We start from the raw sequence: 16379 nt of genomic DNA, 5'->3' as shown, positions 1-16379 counted from the left end.
CATGATCTCTCGCCGCGAGTTCATTCAGGTTGCCGCGGCCACGGCGGCGCTCTCGACCGGTGTCGGCACGGGCCTGACCCAGGCGGTCGCGCAGCAGCGCCTGACCGAAAAGGAGCTGCTGGCCTTCGAGCCGCTCGGCAACGTCACGCTGGTGCACGTGACCGACATCCACGGCCAGCTGATGCCGCTCTATTTCCGCGAGCCCTCGACCAATCTGGGGGTGGGCGAGGCCAAGGGCCAGCCTCCGCACGTCACTGGCCAGGAATTTCTCGCCCGCTTCGGCATCGCGCCGGGCTCGTCGGCGGCCTATGCGCTGACCTCGGAGGATTTCGAGGCGCTCGCCAAGAGCTACGGCCGGATCGGCGGCCTCGATCGCGCCGCGACCGTGATCAAGGCGATCCGCGCCGAGCGCGGCGACAAGGTCGCGCTGCTCGACGGCGGCGACACCTGGCAGGGCTCGTGGTCGTCGCTGAAGACGCGCGGCCAGGACATGATCGACTGCATGGCGCTGCTCAAGCCCGACGCCATGACCGGACATTGGGAGTTCACTTACGGCTCCGAGCGGGTGAAGCAGGCCATCGACGGCCTCGGCTTCCCGTTCCTCGGCCTCAACATCCGCGACACCGAATGGAACGAGGCGGCGTTCGAGGCCTCGACCCTGATCGAGCGCGGCGGCGTCAAGATCGCGGTGCTCGGCCAGGCCTTCCCCTATACGCCGGTCGCCAATCCGCGCTGGATGATTCCGAACTGGTCGTTCGGCGTGCGCGAGGAGGACGTCCAGGCCCAGGTCGACAAGGCCCGCAAGGGCGGCGCGCAGCTCGTTGTGCTGCTCTCGCACAACGGCTTCGACGTCGACCGCAAGCTCGCGAGCCGCGTCAAGGGCCTCGACGTCATCCTGACCGGGCATACCCATGACGCGCTGCCGGAGGCGGTGAAAGTCGGCAAGACCCTGCTGATCGCATCGGGCTCGTCCGGCAAGTTCGTTTCGCGGCTCGATCTCGACGTCCGTGACGGCGAGGTCAAGGCCTACAGGTACAAGCTCATCCCGCTGTTCTCCGACGTGATCCGCGCGGACGCCGAGATGGCCGCCAAGATCGCCGAGGTCCGCAAGCCCTTCGCGCCCGATCTCGCCAAAGTGCTCGGCAAGACCGACTCGCTGCTTTACCGGCGCGGCAATTTCAACGGCACGTTCGACGATCTGATCTGCCAGGCGCTGCTGCAGGAGCGCGACGCCGAGATCGCGCTGTCGCCCGGCTTCCGCTGGGGCACCAGCGTGCTGCCGGGGCAAGATATCACCTTCGAGGACGTCACCAACGCCACCGCGATCACCTATCCCGCGGTCTACCGCATGGGTATGACCGGTGCGCGGCTGAAGGAGATCATCGAGGACGTCGCCGACAATCTCTTCAACGTCGATCCCTATTACCAGCAGGGCGGCGACATGGTGCGGATCGGCGGACTGTCCTACGCGATCGACGTCGCCAAGCCGCAAGGCCAGCGCATCTCGGACATGCAGATGGTCAAGACCGGCGCGCCGATCGATCCCGCGAGGGAATACCAGGTCGCGGGCTGGGCCAGCGTCAACGAAGGCACCGAGGGGCCGCCGATCTGGGATGTCGTCGCGAACTACCTGGCGCGGCAGAAGACCGTTCGGCTCGAGCCCAACCGGGCCGTCAAAGTCACCGGAGCGTAACAAGCGATGTCGAAGACAGACAGCCAATCCCGTCGCAGCTTCCTGGCCGCCGGCGCCGGCGTGGCGGCCTCGATGCTGGCAAGGCCGGCCGCCGCCGGCGGCAATCCCGCCAACCAGCCGCCCAACGTGCCGGAATGGACCAGGTCGCTCGGCGAGGGCGTTGCCGTGCGTCCCTACGGCAAGCCGTCGAAGTTCGAGAAGGACGTGGTCCGGCGCGACGTCGAGTGGCTGACCGCCTCGCGCGAATCCTCGGTGAGCTTCACGCCGCTGCACGAGCTCGAAGGCATCATCACCCCGAACGGGCTCTGTTTCGAACGCCATCACGGCGGCATCGCCGAGGTCGATCCGGCCGACCATCGCCTGATGATCCATGGCCTGGTCGAGCGTCCGCTCATTCTCACGCTGGAGGAGCTGAAGCGTTATCCGCGCGTCAACCGCATCCACTTCATGGAATGCGCGGCGAATTCGGGCATGGAATGGCGCGGCGCCCAGCTCAATGGCTGCCAGTTCACCCACGGCATGATTCACTGCGTGCAGTACACCGGCGTGTCGCTACGCACGCTGCTGGAAGAAGCCGGCGTCAAGACCAATGGCAAGTGGCTGCTGGTCGAGGGCGCCGATGCGGCCGCGATGGACCGCAGCCTGCCGATCGAGAAGGCGCTCGACGACTGCATCATCGCCTACAAGATGAACGGCGAGGCGCTCTATCCCGAGCAGGGCTATCCGATGCGGCTCGTGGTGCCGGGCTGGCAGGGCAATCTCTGGGTCAAGTGGCTGCGCCGCATCAAGGTCGGCGACCAGCCCTGGCACACCCGCGAGGAGACATCGAAGTACACGGACCTCATGCCGAACGGCAAGGCGCGCCGCTTCACCTGGTCGATGGACGCCAAGTCCGTAATCACGAGCCCGAGCCCGCAGGCGCCGATCAGGCATGGCAAAGGCTTCACCATCGTCTCGGGTCTGGCCTGGAGCGGCAACGGCAAGGTCAAGCGCGTCGACGTGTCGCTCGACGGCGGCCGCAACTGGTGGCCGGCGCGGCTCGACGGGCCCGTGCTCGACAAGGCGCTGACGCGCTTCTACTACGAGTTCGACTGGAACGGCGAACCGCTGCTGCTGCAATCGCGCGTGCAGGACGAGACCGGCTACGTGCAGCCGAGCAAGGCCGAGCTGCGCAAGATCCGCGGCGTCAATTCCATCTATCACAACAATGGCATCCAGACCTGGCATGTGCAGGCCAATGGTGAGGTCGAGAATGTCGAAGTCGCTTAAGCTCACTGCAGCCGCGCTGCTCGCTTTCGCGTTCAGCGCACCGGCGCTCGCGCCGCAGAAGGCGGACGCCAAGGGCGGTCCGCGCTATCACATCGGCCGCGCGCCGACCGCGGACGAGATCCGCGGCTGGGACATCGACGTGCGGCCCGATGGCCAGGGCCTGCCGGAAGGCAAGGGCACCGTCGCGCAGGGCGAAAAACTGTTCATGGACAATTGCGCGACCTGCCACGGCGAGTTCGGCGAAGGCAACGGCCGCTGGCCGGTGCTGGCCGGCGGCAAGGGCTCGCTGACATCGGACAATCCGGTCAAGACGGTGGGCTCCTACTGGCCCTACGCGTCGACCGTGTTCGACTATGTCCGTCACGCCATGCCTTACGGCAATACGGGCTCGTTGTCGGTCGACGAATATTATGCGCTGGTCGCCTACGTCCTTTACCTGAACGACGTCGTCACCGATCAGAACTTCGAGCTGAGCAGGAAGACCCTCGCCGCGATCAAGATGCCGAACGAGCAGGGTTTCGTGATGGACGATCGCGCCACCAGCGAGAAGTCGTTCTGGCAGAAGGACCCCTGCATGAAGGATTGCATCGCCCCGGTGAAGATCACCGGGCGCGCGGCCGCCATCGACGTCACGCCCGAGGACGGCAAGGAGAAGAAGTCGCGGGGCGTGGAGTGAGATCCGGCCGGGCGAGCCGCCGCACGCTGCTGCATGCGGCTGTCGCGGCCGGCCTGCTCGCCACGATCCATCCGGCCGTGACCCGGGCGGCCGAGCCTCACCGGCTCGCGCTGCAGATCAGCGACGACGACCCGGTCAAGATGCGGGCCGTGCTCGATGTCGCCGCCAACGTCTCGCGGCATTATTCCGGGCAGGGCGAGGATGTCGAGATCGTGATCGTCGCCTTCAACGGCGGCCTCGACATGCTGCTCGCGGATCGCTCGCCGGTGAAGGAGCGGCTGGTCAACTTCCTGAAATCGATGCCCAATGTCAGCTTCGTCGCCTGCGGCAACACGCTGGAGACGCTGGCGGCGAAGGAAGACCGGCGGCCGCAGCTGATCGAAGGCGTCAGCGTCACCCAGGTCGGGGTTGCCGCGCTGATGGATTTGGCGGAGAAGAACTGGACGATTGTCCGGCCGTAGGGGAGATAGCCGACGATGCGATGGTTGCTGGGACTGACTGTCGTGCTCGCGTTCGCAGGGTCCGCAGATGCGGCCGAGCAGGAGCTCGAACTGTCGGTCGCTGGCCGCACGACGCTTGCGACGCTGCGCACACCCGCCGCGATGACACCGGACACGCCGCTGGTCGTGATGACCCACGGCACGCTCGCGCACAAGGACATGGAGGTCATTCAGGGCATCGCCAAGGCGCTGGAGCAGCGCGGCATCGCCTCGCTTGCGCACACGCTGTCGCTCGGGCTCGATCGCCGCAAGGGCATGTATGACTGCGCCGTGCGGCACGACTATGCCGCCGAGGATGCGGTGACCGAGATCGGCGCCTGGGTCGGCCGGGCGAAGGACGCGTCCCGGCTCGTCTTCGCGTTCGGCCATTCGCGCGGCGGCAACCAGGTCGCGCGCTATCTCGCAGCCGGCCGCACCCCGCAGGTCGCGGGGGCCGTGTTGCTGGCGCCGGTGACCGCAAAGGCCGAGGCCGATCTGCGCGCCGCCTACGCCAAGACCTATGGCAAGCCGCTCGAACCGTTCCTGGAACTGGCCACGAAGGCGGTTGCGGACGGCCGCGACGGGGAGTGGATGGACGTCCCGGGCTTCGTCTATTGCCGCAACGCCGTGGTGACCGCGCGAGCCTTTGCCTCGTTCTATGCGGTCGATGCCAGCCAGGACACCGCCGCTCTCGTGGCACGCGTGAAGCTGCCGGTGCTGGTGCTCGCCGCGACCAAGGATACCGTCGTGCCGGATGTGGCCGCGGCCTTCGCGCCGCTGGCCGCTTCGAGCGGGGGCCGGGTGCAGCTCGACAAGATCGAGGATGCCGATCATTTCTTCCGCGACCTGTTCGCGGAAGACGTTGCCGACCGCATCGCCGAGTTCATCAAGCAGACACGATAGGAGGGGGACCATGCAGCGTCGATCCATGCTTCGCGCGAGCCTTGCGGGACTATTTGGCGCCTTCACGGTGGGCCAGGCGTCCGCGGCGACGGAAGCGCCCGCGCGTCAGCGCGTCGTCTATCACCTCGCCGATGCCGATCGCGTCGTCTTCGTGCTGGGCAATCTGCAGAACCACGTCGACGGCGTCGGTGGACCGGGCAAGGCCGACATCAGGCTGGTCGTGCATGGGCCGGCGCTGCGGGCCTTCCACGCGCTCGCGGCCCAGGACCACACCATTGCGATGATGACGAAGCTGGTGGATGCCGGCGTCGGCTTCGACGCCTGCGCCAACACGATGAAGGCACAGGGCGTCAAGCTCGACGACCTCACGCCCGGTTTCGTGGTGGCCGAGAAGGGCGGCGTGGTGCGGCTCGCCGAGCTGCAGCAGCAGGGATTCGCCTATCTGCGCCCCTGAGGCCGCTGTGGTCCGGCATGATGCAGTGCCGGAGCTTGATCTGGCTCATGGGAGGCGACGCGGAGATCGCTAGACTCGCATGCGCACAGGAACAGCCGAGGCGGACGTGCTGACGTCGATCATCGATCTCTTGGGTGAAGACCGGCTGTCGTGGCTCGGCGGCCTCGTGGTGGGCGGCCTGTTCGGGTTCTTCGCGCAGCGCAGCCGCTTTTGCCTGCGCGCCGCAGCCGTCGAATTCTCCCGCGGCGAGGGCGGTCCGCGCCTTGCGGTCTGGCTGCTGACCTTTGCCGCGGCGCTGGTCGGCACGCAAGGTCTGGTCGCGCTCGGCTGGCTCGACGTCTCCGAGGCGCGCCAGCTCGCACAGCAGGGCAGCATTTCCGGCGCGCTGCTCGGCGGCGTGATGTTCGGTTGCGGGATGATTCTGGCGCGGGGCTGCGCCAGCCGGCTGCTGGTGCTCTCGGCGAATGGCAATCTCCGGGCCTTGCTGTCGGGCCTGGTGTTCGCGGTGACCGCGCAGGCCTCCTATCGCGGCCTGCTGTCGCCCGCGCGCGAATGGGTGACCAATCTCTGGCTGGTCGATGGCGGCCCGTCGCGCGACATCATGGCGATGTTCGGCGCCGGCACGCCGGAGAAGCTCGCGTTCGGCTGCGTATGGCTGATTGCGGGGCTGTCCTTCGCCTTTCGCAGCCGGCTGCCGCGCCGGCTGATCCTTGCCGCGCTTGCAACCGGCGTGGCCGTCGTCGCCGGCTGGCTCTTCACCTACCAGCTGTCGCAGGCCTCCTTCGCGCCGGTGACGCTGAAGAGCCTCACCTTCAGCGGGCCCTCGGCCGAGCTCTTGATGCTGGTGCTCAACAGCGCGCAACTCCGGCTCGGCTTCGATCTCGGCATTGTCCCCGGCGTGTTTCTCGGCTCGTTTCTGGCCGCCGCACGTGCGCATGAATTGAAGCTCGAGGGGTTCTCCGACGGGCTCGGCATGCGGCGCTATCTGCTCGGCGCGGTCTTGATGGGTTTCGGTGCGATGCTCGCCGGCGGTTGCGCGGTCGGCGCCGGCGTGACCGGCGCCTCCGTGTTCGCGCTCACCGCCTGGCTCGTGCTGGGCGGCATGTGGCTGGGGGCGGGGTTGACCGATCTGCTCGTCGACCGTGCCGGCATGCCAAGGCCGATGGCGCGCTCGGCCGCGACGGGCCTCTGACGCCGCGATCCCGGGCTGTCGGCAGGCAAGTCAAACCGGGCTTTCAGGAAAACATCGCGGCGATCGTCTGGACGTGATCGGTCGCAGCAGTGACGAGATCGGCATAGTTGGTATGTCCCTGCGCGGCTGCCTTGAGAAGGCATTCGGCGAGAAACGCCTTCGTCGATATCGTCACCAGGTCGGAAGGCACCTTGGTCATGGCCTCCTCGAGGGCCGTCCTCATGGTGAATTCGAACTCGGGCCGGCCTGTAGCCCGGATGGAGCGAAGCGCAATCCGGGGCCGCTCGTCCGGCATCTTCGACTGTCCCGGATTACGCTTCGCTCCATCCGGGCTACGGCACCGGCCCTGTGGTCGGCCCCGTGTCAATCCATTCGCGCAAAAATATTCCACTTTACCGAAATTCGGAATTGTCGTAGATGTTGCCCATCCCGGCTCACCAAGAGGGGCGATCTCGTCGTCGTCTTGATCGCGAGCCGGGCTTGCGGTGGACGCGGCAGCGTCGGCACGAGATGGGACGGGCAGGGCGGGTAGTCCCTGTGAGCCTGGGACCTGCGTGCAGACGAGCGACGCTGAACGCGTACGGCAAAACCGTGTGGTCCTGGCCGTCGTTGCTACGGTCAAGCCTGTCGCGAAGATGTGCGCGAGCCCAACCGGGCAGACGGCATCAACTCAATTCGCGAGGCGAGGGAGGCCAGAAGGAAAGTTCGGCTCCCGGGAGAGCACGGCATAAGCCGTCCGACCACCGCGCAGGGAAGGCCGCGTGATCGGCACCACCTGTATGCTGCTGTGCGGTTCTTCCTGCGTGTGCATTTCGCGCAGCGGACCGCGGGTGCGAGCCGGCACCCGGTCTTCCCTGCGCCCTCTTGGATCAAGAGGGTTGCGACACCAAGCAAAGCTCGGGCGAAACAAGCCGCGAGAAGGCGAAGGCATGTCTACCACCACATACGCGGTGTCATCGCCCGCGAAGGCGGGCGATCCAGTATTCCAGAGGCAGTAGTGATCGAACCGAGAAGCCGCGGCGTACTGGATTCCCCGCCTTCGCGGGGAATGACAGCGTCGGTCTTAGGGTGGCAAAGCGCAGCGTGCCCACGTTCTGTTGCTCATGGGGGAAGATCGTGGGCACGGCGCTATGCGCCTTTGCCCACCCTACGGCACTGCCACCACATACGCGGTGTCATCGCCCGGCTCGACCGGGCGATCCAGTATTCCAGAGACTCTTGTGATCGAACCGAGACGCCGCGGCGTACTGGATTCCCCGCCTACGCGGGGAATGACGGCGTCGCCTAGAGAAGCAGGCTGCCCCTTCAATGACGTGGAGAGTGAGTGCACCACATGCCGCTCGCGTGCCGCAGTGCACCTCGCGCTTCCCCTAACCCACGCCCTTCCGCTGACTGAGATAGCGAACAGCCAGCTTGATGAAATTATGCACCACCATCGACGTCTCGTCCGCTCTGAAGACCAGAAACACGTCGGCCGTGGGCGGCGAGGGCCTGATGGGACGGAACACGATGTCGGCGGTGGTGAAGCGCGCAATCGACTGCGGCACGAGCGCCACGCCGAACCCGGCGGCGATCAGGCTCGGGATCGACTGGGCGTCGACGACCTGCTGCGACACTTTTGGCAGGAAGCCGGCATCGACGCAGCAGGTCTGCACGTAGCGTGCGAAATCGGAGCTTTCAGGGTCCAGCACGACGTGGTCCTCGGAGGCGAGGTCGCCGAGGGCGATGCGCTTGCGGCGTGCCAGACGATGGGTGCCGGACATTGCGAGCACGACCTCTTCCCGCCATGCGAGCTTGCTGGTCAATTCGCGCTCGGAAGGAATGCCGCGAATGAGACAGATGTTGGTGGTGCGGCTGAGCAGCGCTGCGATCTGCAGCGCCGGTGCCTGTTCGTGCACCGTCATCTTGACCCGGGGGGCGACCTGCCGGTAGGCCGCCAGCAACTCGGCGAGACGGCCGCGCAGGATGGAGCCGGTCGCTCCGACATCCAGCGTGCCGATCAGGCCGGCCCCGATCGACCGCGCCTCGTCCTCCGCGGCCTTGACCTGATGCAGGATCGCGCGCCCGCGCAGCAGCATGGCTTCGCCCGCCTGCGTCAGCTCGACCTTGCGGCTGGTCCGGTAGAGCAACTGGGTCCCGAGCTCCGCCTCGAGCGCCTGGATATGCTGGCTGAGCGGCGGTTGCGAGAGGTTCAGCCGCCGGGCGGCGAGGGTGAAGCTGCGCTCTTCGGCAACCGCGATGAAGTAACGGAGCTGTCGGAGATCCATAGCGAAAACCTATCAATCGTGTCGCTCTATATATTGGACTTGATGTCGCACCTGGTCAACGAATGACCGACGGAGCCTTCCTTGCGCCTTGCCGCGACGAACGGCTCCGTACGCGACGACCTCACGTCGAGCGCCAACGACAAGAATGGCAAGAGGCTCCGGCCGACCAAGCCAGACGGACGTCCAGCGAGCGAGGAAAGCCATGTCCAGTTTCGTCATGCCGAAAATCTTCAAGTCACTCTTCTTCCAGGTCGTCGTTGCCCTCGCCGTCGGCATCGCGTTCGGCGTCGGCTATCCCGACACCGCAGTGCAGATGAAGCCGCTCGGCGACGGCTTCATCAAGCTGATCAAGATGCTGGTGCCCGTGATCGTGTTCTGCGTCGTCGTGCAGGGCATTTCGGCGGCCGGCGACCTCTCGAAGGTTGGCAGGGTCGGCATCCGGTCGCTGCTCTATTTCGAGATCGTCACCACCATCGCTTTGGTGTTCGGCATCGCGCTTGCCTATTACTTCCAGCCCGGCGCCGGAATGAACATCGACCCGAAGACGCTGGACGCCAAGGTGCTCAGCGGCTTCAGCCAGACGGCCGCGCAAGTTGCCGGCGGCGGCGTCTCCGAATTCCTGATGAAGCTCATTCCCTCGACGCTGGTCGGCGCCTTCAGCTCCGGCGACGTCCTGCAGGTCCTGATCGTCTCGATCATGTTCGGCTGTGCCGTGTCCCTGTGCGGCGAGCGCGCCAAGCCGGTGGTCGAATTCGTCGAGCGCGTCAATGAAATCATCTTCAAGATGATGAACTTCGTGGTCCGGCTCGCGCCCATCGGCGTGTTCGGTGCGATCGCCTTCACCGTCGGGAAATACGGCATCGGCTCGCTCAAGCAGCTCGGCGGCCTCGTTGCCCTGTTCTATCTGGCGGTGGTGCTGTTCGTGGTCGTCATTCTCGGGACGATCATGCGGATCTCCGGCTTCAGCCTGTTCAAGCTGCTGGCCTATTTGCGCGAAGAGCTGATGATCGTGCTCGGAACGGCCGCGGGCGACAGCGTGCTCCCCCAGACGATGCGGAAGCTCGAGTTGCTTGGAATCAAGCGATCCACCGTTGGCCTCGTGATCCCGACCGGCTATTCCTTCAATCTGGATGCGTTCTCGATCTATCTGACCCTGGCGGCCGTCTTCATCGCGCAGGCGACCAATACGCCGCTCGCAACGGGCGATCTGCTGGCGATCCTCGGCGTCGCGCTGCTGACCTCCAAGGGGGCTCATGGCGTTCCGGGCTCGGCGATCGTCGTCCTCGCCGCGACGCTGGCCGCCATTCCGGCCATTCCGGCGATCGGCCTCGTGCTGATCCTGTCGGTGGACTGGTTCATCGGCATCGCTCGCGCGCTCGGCAATTATGTCGGAAACTGCGTCGCGGCGGTCGTCGTCGCCTCCTGGGAGGGGGACCTTGATCATGCCAAGGCACGGCGTATCCTGAACGGCGAGATCGATCCGTCGGTTGAGAATCTGCGGGCCGAGCCGGTCGAGGCGGATACGCCCGTCGCGGGTCTGCAGACGCTCTGAACGCGGCAAGCTCTTGAGGTTGGAGATGGTGACGACGCTTTCGATCGAGCCTTTGACAAAAGAGGCCTTCGCTCCGTTCGGAGACGTCGTCGAGACCGCGGGGATGACGCCCATCTCGATCAACCAGGGCTATGCCGAGCGCTTCAACGGGCTCGCCCATATCGACGTCGCCGCGGAAGGCGGAGAGGTCAATATCAGCTGGTTCTCTGCCTCCGTCCGGCCCGCGCCGATCGCGATCCGCCTGATGGAGCGTCATCCGCTCGGAAGTCAGATGTTCATGCCCTTGAACGGCGTGGACTGGCTTGTCGTCGTCTGCGCCGATCCGGCCATCGCCGCGAGCTATCGCGCCTTCGCGGCAAAGGGCCATCAGGGCGTCAACTATGCCCGCAATTGCTGGCACCATCCGCTCCTCGTTCTCGCGGAGAGGAGCCCGTTCCTCGTCGTCGACCGCAAGGGGAGCGGCGACAATCTCGAAGAATATTGGCTGAGCGAGCAGATGCAGCTAGGCTTTCCGTCAGCCGCGCGCTGATACGTTCGGTCGGTAACTTTCACGAGGCTTGATGATGACGTCGCGCACCTATCACGTACCCCAGGGCGGCCTTCCGCCGCAGACGGACCTGCTGAGCGGCCGCGCGGTCTTTACCAACGCATATGCCGTCATCCCCAGCGGCGTTCAAAGCGATATCGTCACCAGCCATCTGCCGCACTGGGATGGAACGCGCGTCTGGGTGCTGGCGCGACCGCTGTCCGGCTTCGCCGAGACTTTCTCCCACTACCTCATGGATATCGCGCCGGCCGGGGGAAGCGACAGTCCTGAGCCGGACAAGGACGCGCAGGGGGCGCTGTTCGTTGCGGGCGGCAAGCTCGTTCTCAAGCTGGCAGATGGAGAGCGTGAGCTGAGAGCCGGCAGCTTCGCCTATCTGCCGCCTGGCTGCGCCTGGAGCCTTCGCAACCGCGATTCCAGTCCGGCGCAGGTTCACTGGATCCGCAAGCTGTACCAGCGCGTGCCCGGATTGGCCGTGCCGGACGCGATCGTCATCAATGAAGACTCCCTCGCGCCCGTCGCGATGCCGGGCACCGAGGGGAGATGGGCGACGACACGCTTCATCGATCCCGCCGACATGCGTCATGACATGCACGTCAACATCGTGACGTTCGAGCCGGGCGCGACGATCCCCTTTATGGAGACGCACGTCATGGAGCACGGGCTGTACGTGCTCGAAGGCAAGGCGGTCTACCGTCTCAACCGGGACTGGGTCGAGGTCGAGGCTGGCGACTACATGTGGCTGCGCGCCTTCTGCCCGCAGGCCTGCTACGCCGGAGGCCCCGGCCGGTTTCGCTATCTTCTCTACAAGGACGTCAACCGGCACATGAACCTGCGGCAGGGTGCTCCGCTGTTCTAGCCCTGACGGCGCGTTTGCGGCCTGAGCGGGTGTCAAAAAAGTATCAGTTGCACATTGAAATCGTGGTGGCGGGCCCGGATACCGGTCGTTACGATCCCTGGAAAGAGAGGAAGCGCTGAGCAAATTCAGCCGATAAGGGAACAGGGGCGGATCATCACAAACCGCACCGGCCCGAAGGGAGCGGATATGGAACCGGACCTGGAAGTCGTCCAGATACGGCGCGGCGAATCGTTCAAGGCGTGGTCGCACGGCTACCCCTTCCACACGGTCCGTTGGCATTTCCACCCCGAATACGAGCTGCACCAGGTCGTGGCGACCAGCGGTCGCTATTTCGTCGGCGACTTCATCGGCGAGTTCGAGCCCGGCAATCTCGTGCTGACCGGTCCCAATCTGCCGCATAATTGGGTGAGCGATCTGCCGGCGGGGAGCACCGTCCCGCTGCGCGGACGGGTCCTGCAGTTCAGCGAAGAGTTCATCGGCGACCTCATGAAGGTCATGCCCGAGCTTTCGGGCCTTGCTGCACTGCTGGAATTCTCCCGGCGCGGCGCGCTGTTCACCCGCAGCACCAGCGACAAGATCGCTCCGCTCATGGAGGAGATCGCGACGGCGAACGGCGTGCGCCGGATCGAGCTGTTCCTGATGATCCTGGGAACACTCTGCCGCGCCCGAAACGCGCGTCCGCTCTCCAGCCCGAACTATCTGCCCGACCCATCCGGCTACATGTCCGCAGGCATGAACAAGGCGCTCGCCTTCATCCGCCAGAACCTGACGCAGCCGTTCGGCGAAGCCGAGCTCGCGGCGATCGCCGGCCAGTCGCAGAGCGCATTCTCGCGCTCCTTCCGCCGGCACACCGGCATGTCGCTGGTGCAATACGTCAAGCGGCTGCGCATCAATCTCGCCTGCCAGATCCTGATGAGCGACGAGCAGGCGTCCATCACCGACATCTGCTTCGAGGTCGGTTTCAACAACCTCTCCAATTTCAACCGGCAGTTCTTGGCCGAGAAAGGCATGCCGCCTTCGCGCTTCAGGCGATTGCTCGCGCAAAACAGCAATACGGCCCGCGCTGCCTAGCGGCGAATTAGCAAAGGAGGACGACCACACCGGGAAGAATGACGTGGGCATGCCGATGGCAGCCCGCGGCAGGAATCGCTTGTCCAGGAATTCGCGCGGCTTCGGAAGCTCCGGCATGCGTCACCGCCGACGACCGAAGCAGCGAAGGCTCATCTTCAGAGATCAACCACAGCACTCCAGGTCTGGAAAGGAAATCCGAATGAAAAGCTTCTCCCCGAAACATGCCGGCACGCTTGCCTTGGCCCTGTCGCTGCTCGGCACGACCGCGACGCTCTCGCTAGCCGCTGAAGTGAAGGATGCGACCGTCGCCTTCCTGATGCCGGACCAAGCCTCCACCCGATACGAACAACACGATTATCCGGGCTTTGCCGCGGAGATGAAGAAGCTCTGCGCGAGCTGCAAGGTGATCTACCAGAACGCCGGCGCAGATGCCGCGCGGCAGCAACAGCAGTTCAACGCGGCGATCTCGCAGGGCGCCAAGGTGATCGTGCTCGACCCTGTCGACTCCACCGCCGCCGCCTCGCTGGTCAAGATGGCCCAGTCGCAGGGCATCAAGGTCATCGCCTACGACCGGCCGGTCCCCGACGCCAAGGTCGACTTCTACGTGTCCTTCGACAACGAAGCCATCGGCAAGGCCATCTCCGAATCGCTCGTCAAGCATCTCAAGGCCGCCAACGTCACGGCGAAGGAGGGCGAAGGCGTGCTCGAGATCAACGGGTCGCCGACCGATGCGGCGGCGGGACTCATCAAGAAGGGCATCCACGCCGGTCTCGACAAGAGTGGCTATCCCATTCTCGCCGAATACGACACGCCGGACTGGGCGCCGCCGAAGGCGCAGCAATGGGCGAGCGGCCAGGTCACCCGCTTCGGCAAGAAGATCCTCGGCGTCGTCGCCGCCAATGACGGCACCGGCGGTGCTGCCATTGCCGCCTTCAAGGCCGCCGGCGTCGATCCGGTGCCGCCGGTGACCGGCAACGACGCGACGATCGCCGCGCTTCAGCTCGTCATCGCCGGCGATCAGTACAACACGATCTCCAAGCCCAGCGAGATCGTCGCCGCTGCCGCTGCGCAGGTCGCGGTCAAGATCCTCTCCGGCGAGACCCCCAAGGCGGAAGCGACGCTCTTCAATGCGCCATCGAAGCTGTTCGTGCCGGCGGTCGTCACCCAGGAGAACCTGAAGGCGGAGATCATCGACAAGAAGATCCAAACGGCCGATCAACTCTGCACCGGCCGATATGCCGCCGGCTGCAAGAAGCTTGGCATCACGCAGTAGACTGCGTCTGGCCCGGCCGCCATCGGCGGCCGGGTCAGCCGGCGAGAGGATGGACTGGCACATGACCACGGTCTCGGATGTCGATCCCACCCAAGGCGGACTGCGCAAGCCGGTCTTGAGCCTTCGCGGGATCTCCAAGCATTTCGGCGCGGTGTCCGCCCTGACCAACGTCGATCTCGACGTGCATGCCGGCGAGGTCGTGGCGCTCGTGGGCGACAATGGTGCTGGAAAATCCACGCTCGTGAAGATCCTTGCCGGCGTGCATCAACCGAGCTCCGGAACGATCGCGTTCGGTGGCGAGCATGTCGTCCTGTCCGATCCGGCCACCGCGCTCGGTCTCGGCATCGCCACGGTCTTCCAGGATCTGGCGCTCTGCGAGAATCTCGATGTGGTCGCAAACATCTTCCTCGGCCGCGAGCTCGATCCGATGCGGCTCGACGAGGTCTCCATGGAGCTTCGCGCCTGGACCTTGCTCAACGAATTGTCGGCGCGGATCCCGAGCGTGCGCGAGCCCGTGGCGTCGCTGTCCGGCGGACAGCGCCAGACCGTCGCGATCGCGCGTTCACTGCTGACCGAACCGAAGCTCATCCTGCTCGACGAGCCGACCGCCGCGCTTGGTGTCGCCCAGACCGCCGAGGTGCTCGACCTCGTCGAGCGCGTTCGCGCCCGCGGCCTCGGCGTCATCATGATCAGCCACAACATGGAGGACGTGCGCGCGGTCGCCGACCGGATCGTCGTGCTGCGCCTCGGCCGCAACAACGGCGAATTCGAGCCCGACGCGTCGAACCAGGATCTCGTCACCGCGATTACCGGTGCGGATGAAAACGCGGTCTCCCGCCGCGCCAGCCGGCGCCGCGTCCAGCAGTCGCCGGAGCTTGGGCGATGACCGACGACACGCACCAGGCGTCCGCGAAACGGCTGCTCGACCGCAGTGACGAGCGGGTCAGGCACGCGGACACGCTGGGAAGCGTCGTCGGCGCCTTCGTCGACCGCGTGCGGTCGGGCGACCTCGGCTCGCTGCCGGTGGTCGTCGGGCTCGTCGTCATCTGCACCGTATTCGAGAGCCTCAATCCCGTTTTTCTCGCACCGGACAATCTGGTCAATCTGCTGTTCGATTGCTCGACGGTGGGCGTGATCGCGCTCGGCATCGTCTGCATCCTGATGGTCGGCGAGATCGACCTCTCGGTCGGGTCTGTGAGCGGGTTTTCCTCTGCACTCGTCGGCGTGCTCTGGGTCGGTCAGGATTGGCCGGTTGCCGTGGCCATCGTCACGGCGTTGCTGCTGGGCGCTGCAATCGGTGCGCTCTATGCGTTCCTGTTCAATCGCCTGGGGATGCCGAGCTTCGTCTCGACGCTGGCCGGTCTGCTGGCGTGGCTCGGCCTGCAGCTGTATCTGCTCGGCTCTTCCGGTTCGATCAATCTTCCGTACGGATCACCGCTGGTCAATTTCGGACAGATGCTCGTCATGCCGGCGATCGTGTCCTACGCGCTGGCGGCTGGGGCGAGCTTGATCGTGTTCGCAACCGACTACCGGACAGCCGCGCGCCGGCGGGCGGCGGGGCTATCGGCCAGTTCGCTGGGCCGCATGGTGCTGAAGGCGCTGCTGGTCACCGTCGTCCTCGAATTCGTTGCCTATTATCTCAATCTCGGCCGCGGCATTCCCTGGATGTTCGGTCTGTTCGTCGGTCTGTGCGTGGTCATGAACTACGCGTTGACCCGAACCAAATGGGGTCGCTCGATGTCCGCCGTCGGCGGCAACCGCGAGGCGGCCCGCCGCGCCGGCATCAACGTGCGCAGGGTCTATGCGTCGGCATTCATGCTGTGCGCCACGCTCGCAGCCGCGGGCGGCATTCTCTCCGCGGCGCGGCTGGCATCGTCCAGCCAGCAGGCCGGGACGGGGGATGTGAACCTCAACGCGATTGCGGCTGCGGTCATCGGCGGCACGAGCCTGTTCGGCGGCCGCGGCAGTGCCTATTCCGCGCTGCTCGGCGTCATCGTCATCCAGTCCATCGCGAGCGGTCTCACGCTGCTCGATCTCTCATCCTCGCTACGGTACATGATCACGGGCGCGGTCCTTGCCATCGCGGTCATCGTCGATTCGCTGGCAAGGCGCTCACGCCTCTCCCATGGCCGAGCTTGAATAGGTTT

General features: G+C 65.6%; 16 protein-coding genes. 14 read left to right on the top strand and 2 right to left on the bottom strand.

All coding sequences use genetic code 11. From position 1 onward, the window contains the following. Position 1: 1 nt before the first annotated feature. The 7 genes from soxB to CO669_RS07380 all read left to right on the top strand — a co-directional run bounded on the left by soxB (position 2) and on the right by CO669_RS07380 (position 6666). Positions 2 to 1693, top strand: a complete 1692-nt coding sequence (gene soxB / locus CO669_RS07410; protein WP_097659131.1) for a thiosulfohydrolase SoxB — start codon at positions 2 to 4, stop codon at positions 1691 to 1693. A 6-nt stretch (positions 1694 to 1699) separates the two neighbouring features. After that, positions 1700 to 2962 carry a sulfite dehydrogenase gene (gene soxC / locus CO669_RS07405; protein ID WP_097659130.1) on the top strand — a complete coding sequence of 421 codons (1263 nt, stop codon included), beginning with the start codon at positions 1700 to 1702 and terminating at the stop codon, positions 2960 to 2962. Beyond that, positions 2901 to 3638, top strand: coding sequence for a c-type cytochrome (locus CO669_RS07400; RefSeq protein WP_198963885.1), 738 nt, complete (start codon positions 2901 to 2903; stop codon positions 3636 to 3638). Before soxC ends, CO669_RS07400 begins: the two co-directional genes overlap by 62 nt. Then, the gene (locus tag CO669_RS07395; RefSeq protein ID WP_097659128.1) at positions 3635 to 4099 is read left to right on the top strand and encodes a DsrE family protein; all 465 of its coding nucleotides are present in this window, start codon (positions 3635 to 3637) and stop codon (positions 4097 to 4099) included. Before CO669_RS07400 ends, CO669_RS07395 begins: the two co-directional genes overlap by 4 nt. 15 nt (positions 4100 to 4114) lie before the next feature. Next, a complete protein-coding gene (locus CO669_RS07390) occupies positions 4115 to 5020 on the top strand; it encodes an alpha/beta hydrolase (protein WP_097659127.1) in 906 nt (301 codons plus the stop codon). Between the two features lie 10 nt (positions 5021 to 5030). Next, complete coding sequence (locus CO669_RS07385; RefSeq protein ID WP_097659126.1) at positions 5031 to 5474, top strand: DsrE family protein; 444 nt, start codon at positions 5031 to 5033, stop codon at positions 5472 to 5474. A 106-nt stretch (positions 5475 to 5580) separates the two neighbouring features. Next, on the top strand, positions 5581 to 6666 hold the full coding sequence (locus CO669_RS07380) for a YeeE/YedE family protein (RefSeq protein ID WP_097659387.1): 1086 nt from the start codon (positions 5581 to 5583) through the stop codon (positions 6664 to 6666). A gap of 43 nt (positions 6667 to 6709) precedes the next feature. Here the strand turns inward: CO669_RS07380 and CO669_RS07375 are convergent, their stop codons facing one another. Together CO669_RS07375 and CO669_RS07360 are read right to left on the bottom strand one after the other, a co-directional pair. Further along, positions 6710 to 6889 carry a hypothetical protein gene (locus CO669_RS07375; protein ID WP_097659386.1) on the bottom strand — a complete coding sequence of 60 codons (180 nt, stop codon included), beginning with the start codon at positions 6887 to 6889 and terminating at the stop codon, positions 6710 to 6712. Positions 6890 to 8036: 1147 nt separating this feature from the next. Further along, positions 8037 to 8933 (bottom strand): LysR substrate-binding domain-containing protein, encoded by an 897-nt coding sequence (locus CO669_RS07360; protein WP_097659125.1) that lies wholly within the window; start codon positions 8931 to 8933, stop codon positions 8037 to 8039. 217 nt (positions 8934 to 9150) lie between these two features. Here CO669_RS07360 and dctA point away from each other — a divergent pair, with 217 nt between their 5' ends. The 7 genes from dctA (at position 9151) to CO669_RS07325 (ending at position 16371) form a co-directional block, all read left to right on the top strand. Beyond that, on the top strand, positions 9151 to 10485 hold the full coding sequence (gene dctA / locus CO669_RS07355) for a C4-dicarboxylate transporter DctA (protein WP_097659124.1): 1335 nt from the start codon (positions 9151 to 9153) through the stop codon (positions 10483 to 10485). A 25-nt stretch (positions 10486 to 10510) separates the two neighbouring features. Then, positions 10511 to 11014 (top strand): ureidoglycolate lyase, encoded by a 504-nt coding sequence (locus tag CO669_RS07350; RefSeq protein ID WP_502694459.1) that lies wholly within the window; start codon positions 10511 to 10513, stop codon positions 11012 to 11014. Between the two features lie 34 nt (positions 11015 to 11048). Continuing rightward, the gene (locus CO669_RS07345; RefSeq protein ID WP_097659384.1) at positions 11049 to 11888 is read left to right on the top strand and encodes a bifunctional allantoicase/(S)-ureidoglycine aminohydrolase; all 840 of its coding nucleotides are present in this window, start codon (positions 11049 to 11051) and stop codon (positions 11886 to 11888) included. 186 nt (positions 11889 to 12074) lie between these two features. Beyond that, a complete protein-coding gene (locus CO669_RS07340; protein WP_097659123.1) occupies positions 12075 to 12959 on the top strand; it encodes an AraC family transcriptional regulator in 885 nt (294 codons plus the stop codon). Positions 12960 to 13158: 199 nt separating this feature from the next. Then, the gene (locus CO669_RS07335) at positions 13159 to 14232 is read left to right on the top strand and encodes an ABC transporter substrate-binding protein (RefSeq protein WP_097659122.1); all 1074 of its coding nucleotides are present in this window, start codon (positions 13159 to 13161) and stop codon (positions 14230 to 14232) included. 61 nt (positions 14233 to 14293) lie between these two features. Next, a complete protein-coding gene (locus CO669_RS07330) occupies positions 14294 to 15118 on the top strand; it encodes an ATP-binding cassette domain-containing protein (RefSeq protein WP_097659383.1) in 825 nt (274 codons plus the stop codon). Further along, a complete protein-coding gene (locus CO669_RS07325) occupies positions 15115 to 16371 on the top strand; it encodes a sugar ABC transporter permease (RefSeq protein ID WP_097659121.1) in 1257 nt (418 codons plus the stop codon). Before CO669_RS07330 ends, CO669_RS07325 begins: the two co-directional genes overlap by 4 nt. Positions 16372 to 16379: the final 8 nt, after the last annotated feature.

Origin of the sequence: Bradyrhizobium sp. Y36, from assembly GCF_002531575.1 — a bacterium.
Classification (GTDB): domain Bacteria; phylum Pseudomonadota; class Alphaproteobacteria; order Rhizobiales; family Xanthobacteraceae; genus Bradyrhizobium.
The sequence above is the reverse complement of the archived record's forward strand: the minus strand, read 5'-3'. Positions and strand labels throughout refer to the sequence as shown.